The following is a 3,809-nucleotide window of genomic DNA, read 5'->3' on the forward strand; positions in this document are numbered from 1 at the left end:
TCGAGCCTTTTATGAGCGAGGGAATATGAAGCGATTTATAATTGATGTGGGCGTGGTATTTGGCGTTGTATTGTCTTTGCGCGCGATTTTGGGCGCAGTGTGTGGGCTAGTTAGGTTAAATATGGCGGAGTGCTTTTGCATTTTGCTTGTAGTCGTGTTTGTGCTAGGCACTTTACGCGTGATAAAGAAATTTTAAAAAATTCAGTATTTGCGCGCTTTTCGCGGATTCTGCAAAAAATGCTTAGTCACTACCGCTTAGGTAGCTCCCTTCGCATTTTTTTTGAAAACCGCAAAAATCATTGCAAATCCTTAGAATTTTCAAAGTGGCACACGCCCACGAAAAAAGGTTATGTGTGGTCGCGAAGCTGGAGCCGAAGCGGAATTCATTTCCGCGAAGGCAAAAGCGGAGCGGAGGCGAAGTGCGATTTACTCGCACAAGACGATACCAATAAAAAGGAATAGACAATGGAAAAATTTAGCAACTTCATCAAAAACTTAAGGGATTTTATAAATCCACAAATTAAGGACAATGCGGAGGATCTTACGAATGATTTAATCGATTTTTTACGCAAAGCTAATGACGAACAAGAGCAGGAATTTTTAAGCTTTGCTTGCTCATGTGCGCTTTTGTATGTGGTGGATATTTCTAAGCAAAAGCATATCAATGACTACAAAAAACATAGTCTTTCCCAGCTTAAAGCAGAATTTCGAGCTAGCACTAAGCTTTTAAATGAGGAAAGCCTTGATTTAAACACCAAAAAAGAAGTGGCACTTGAGCTTGTGGCAATAATCCAAGAGCTTCAAAATAGACAATCTCAAATGCAAGGAGAAATAAAATGATCCAGCGTCCAAAACTCAATACAAACTTTACAATGATAAGTAATGCCATCGCGCAAAACACGACTTTAAGCGATGGTGCGCTGCGCCTTTGCGTATATTTGTTAAGTATTCCAAGCGAGTGGGATTTGACAATTACAGCTTTGAGTGAGAATCTTAAAAAATCACGCACTTCTATCACAAAATACTTAAAAGAATTGCAAGAGGCAAAGATTCTTTATTTAACAAAAATCAAAGGCGAGTTTCAGGGATTTGATTTTGAGTTTTTGCAAGAAAAGTCCTTTGAAGATGCCCAAAATTACGCTGTCCAAAATTTGAACAGCTATAATATAAATAAAATTAATAATAATATAAATAAAAAATATTACTTACTAAGAAATTCTGATCAAATTCGACTTTTTAGCCTTGTTTGGGAAAGCTTAGAATCTGCAAAGCCAAAGCAAGCCAAACTAGAGCTTTTGGATTTGAAAGCTTTTACCAAAGTCGAGCAAAGCGAAGTTTGTGCGTGGCTAGAGCATAAAGCCCTAGTGGTGAAAAATCTTAAAAACTCAACCAAAATGCGTGATATCCAAAAGCTAGAGCGCTTTAAACGCGAGGGAAAAGATATTTGCAAAATTATAGATTACTGCATAAGCAATGGCTATAGAGGGCTTTATGAACCGCCTATTCCTTTGAATGTATCGTCTCGTGCGAGTAAATCGCACTTCGCCTCCGCCTCCGCCTCCGCTTCCGACTTCGCGGAAATGAATTCCGCTTTGTCTCCAGCTCCGCGAGCACACACAACCTTTGCTACACAGACACGACCTTTGCAAACTACCAAAAAGCAACCTATGCCACTTCATTACGAGATTTTGGACTTCCTTTGTTCCAATCACAAGGAAAAATTACAGAAGTTTTACCTTGCCAAGCGCGATTGCAATGTGTTGCAAGGCATTCTTTTTGAGGGCAAACAAATAGCCTACGACAAAGCACAAGGAGGATTTTATGCATTATAGACGAAAAGTTCGCGTAACTGAAAAATCCTGCGTATTTTTGATTCCCAAGTCAATTGAGGAAAAAATCGCATTTTTAGCTAGCTTTCAAGGGCAAAGCTTTTCAAAAATCGTGGAATCCGCACTGCTGTTTCAAAGCTTCAAAACAAAAGGAGGAATAAATGAAATATCTTACACAAAAGCAAAAAAATACTACAAAACACGCAAGAAAATTCAACCTTCACAAAATGGTGCTAAAAGAATTTGCGAGACAATCTCGCAAGAACAAGCAGTCCAAAAGTCTTTATTTGAATAACGCATTAAAAGCGTGGATTGAGCAAGAGGCGCGAAATAATCTCTTTTTTCATCAGCTTAAGGAGGGCGTATGAATTTTATTGAATTTATCCTCAATGTCAAGCAAAAGAGGCATTTTATCTCTGTCTGTGAGTTTGAAAAGCTAGAGGAGCTTTTAAGCACGCTAGATTCTTGTGTGCTTGAAGAGCTATTTTTGCGTGTGTGCGCTAATGAGGATTTTCCAAATTTTAAGAAAATCATCAATGCCTTGCGCGAGATTCTTATTCAAAAAGCCACAAATCAAGCATTAAAAGCAAAAATTAAAGCTTACAAGGGCTCAAGTGAGCAAGAACAGAATCTATTGCGCACCTTTTTTCTCAAAAATGAGGTAGCAAATGCGCCGCAGTGGTTTAAAGAAATTTTATAGGAGCAAGAAATGTTAGAGCAAGAAATTTTACACTCAATGATTTATTTTCCCCAAGATGTGGAGAGCTTTTTTGAAAACACGCCAAAAGAAGTTTTTAGCCCTTCAGGTTGGCAGATAGCAGAGGCAATACAAAAGCTTGAAAAAAATGTGAGCATGGAAAGTTTGCTAAGTGTTTTAAGCGATGAAATCAAGCAAAGCGAGTATTTTTTAAATCTCCTAGCAACCACTCCAGATCCCAACTACTTGGCTAAGCGCATGCTTTTTTTCCAAGAATACAACCTACGCACGCAGGCAAGCCTTGCTCAAAATCTCCTCAATGCCTGCGCACAAAATGTCCTCCTTGATATTGACACGCTCAAAAAGCCTCAGCTTGAGAGCAAAGAATTTAAAAATTTCAGGGAATGGAAGGAGTATGAAGCCTCACGCCCCCAACTTCCAAAGGTGAAAAGTGGCATTGAGTTTTTAGATAGATGCTTTGATGGCGGATTTGAGATGGGCGCGCTTATGCTCATTTCTGGCGACCCAGAAGCAGGTAAAACAATGTTAGGCGCGCAAATTATTGAAAATATCGCGCGTGTGCATAAGGTTGGCTTTTTTTGCTTTGAATTTACCATTGCAAGCTATTTGAAGGCAAAATTTAACGCCCGCCATAAAATCAACGAGGAAAATATTTTTATCATCAATGACGAATATGACATTTATAGTATTGTGCAAAATATCAAAGCACTTTACAAAAAAGGTGTGCGGGTATTTTTAATAGATTCTCAAATGCGTATCACTTCCCCTCAAGCACGCAATATGGAGGAGGAGGAAAGCCTAAAATTTCAATCTCTAGCAAAGCTGGCGCATTCTTTGGGTATTTTTATTATGCTTATTGTCCAAACTAGTAAAAATGACCGCGATAACCCAATGGGAAGCAAAAAGGGCGCGCATGAAGCAAGCATAATCGTTAGAATCGAGCATGCTGAAGTGAGAAAAGATGATATTGAAAATTTTGGTGCGCTGCATGATCCAAATGCACGCTATTTTTTAGTGAAAAAAAACAAGCAAACAGGCAAGCATTTTAAAATCAAAGTAGGCTTTAATCCGCAAACTTTGCGCTTTTCAAGCTTAGAATCCGCACAAGAACCTGAAGTAGTGCTTGATTTGGAAGAAGTGTTAAGCATAGCTAAGGGAATTTAAAAATTCGGCTTTTTGGCTCTTTTTGCGGATTCTTTACAAAATTTTCGCTCACGCACGCCAAAGTGCGCTCCGCTCAAATTTTGCTCGAAAACCACAAA

Annotated in this window: 6 protein-coding genes; all 6 read left to right on the forward strand. The window is 38.8% G+C overall.

All coding sequences use genetic code 11. The annotated features are described in order from the left end of the window. On the forward strand, positions 1-196 hold a 196-nt coding region (locus CQA49_RS10170), incomplete at its 5' end, for a hypothetical protein (protein WP_220271748.1). Between the two features lie 269 nt (positions 197-465). Beyond that, complete coding sequence (locus CQA49_RS09655; RefSeq protein WP_115575738.1) at positions 466-840, forward strand: hypothetical protein; 375 nt, start codon at positions 466-468, stop codon at positions 838-840. Beyond that, positions 837-1,832, forward strand: coding sequence for a hypothetical protein (locus CQA49_RS09660; RefSeq protein ID WP_115575739.1), 996 nt, complete (start codon positions 837-839; stop codon positions 1,830-1,832). Before CQA49_RS09655 ends, CQA49_RS09660 begins: the two co-directional genes overlap by 4 nt. 158 nt (positions 1,833-1,990) lie before the next feature. Then, entirely contained in the window at positions 1,991-2,197 is a 207-nt protein-coding gene (locus CQA49_RS09665) for a hypothetical protein (protein ID WP_115575740.1), read from the forward strand. Further along, positions 2,194-2,529 carry a hypothetical protein gene (locus CQA49_RS09670; protein ID WP_115575741.1) on the forward strand — a complete coding sequence of 112 codons (336 nt, stop codon included), beginning with the start codon at positions 2,194-2,196 and terminating at the stop codon, positions 2,527-2,529. The genes CQA49_RS09665 and CQA49_RS09670 overlap by 4 nt, the downstream gene beginning before the upstream one ends. A 9-nt stretch (positions 2,530-2,538) precedes the next feature. Continuing rightward, positions 2,539-3,711 (forward strand): ATPase domain-containing protein, encoded by a 1,173-nt coding sequence (locus CQA49_RS09675; RefSeq protein WP_115575742.1) that lies wholly within the window; start codon positions 2,539-2,541, stop codon positions 3,709-3,711. The last annotated feature ends 98 nt before the right edge of the window (positions 3,712-3,809 follow it).

Source organism: Helicobacter sp. MIT 00-7814 (assembly GCF_003364115.1).
GTDB lineage: Bacteria > Campylobacterota > Campylobacteria > Campylobacterales > Helicobacteraceae > Helicobacter_F.

Bases quoted from the DNA above. Each gene is read 5' to 3' on its own strand.
- CQA49_RS09660 (WP_115575739.1), top strand. From the start codon at position 837: ATGATCCAGCGTCCAAAACTCAATACAAACTTTACAATGATAAGTAAT.
- CQA49_RS09675 (WP_115575742.1), top strand. From the start codon at position 2,539: ATGTTAGAGCAAGAAATTTTACACTCAATGATTTATTTTCCCCAAGAT.
- CQA49_RS09665 (WP_115575740.1), top strand. From the start codon at position 1,991: ATGAAATATCTTACACAAAAGCAAAAAAATACTACAAAACACGCAAGA.
- CQA49_RS09670 (WP_115575741.1), top strand. From the start codon at position 2,194: ATGAATTTTATTGAATTTATCCTCAATGTCAAGCAAAAGAGGCATTTT.
- CQA49_RS09655 (WP_115575738.1), top strand. From the start codon at position 466: ATGGAAAAATTTAGCAACTTCATCAAAAACTTAAGGGATTTTATAAAT.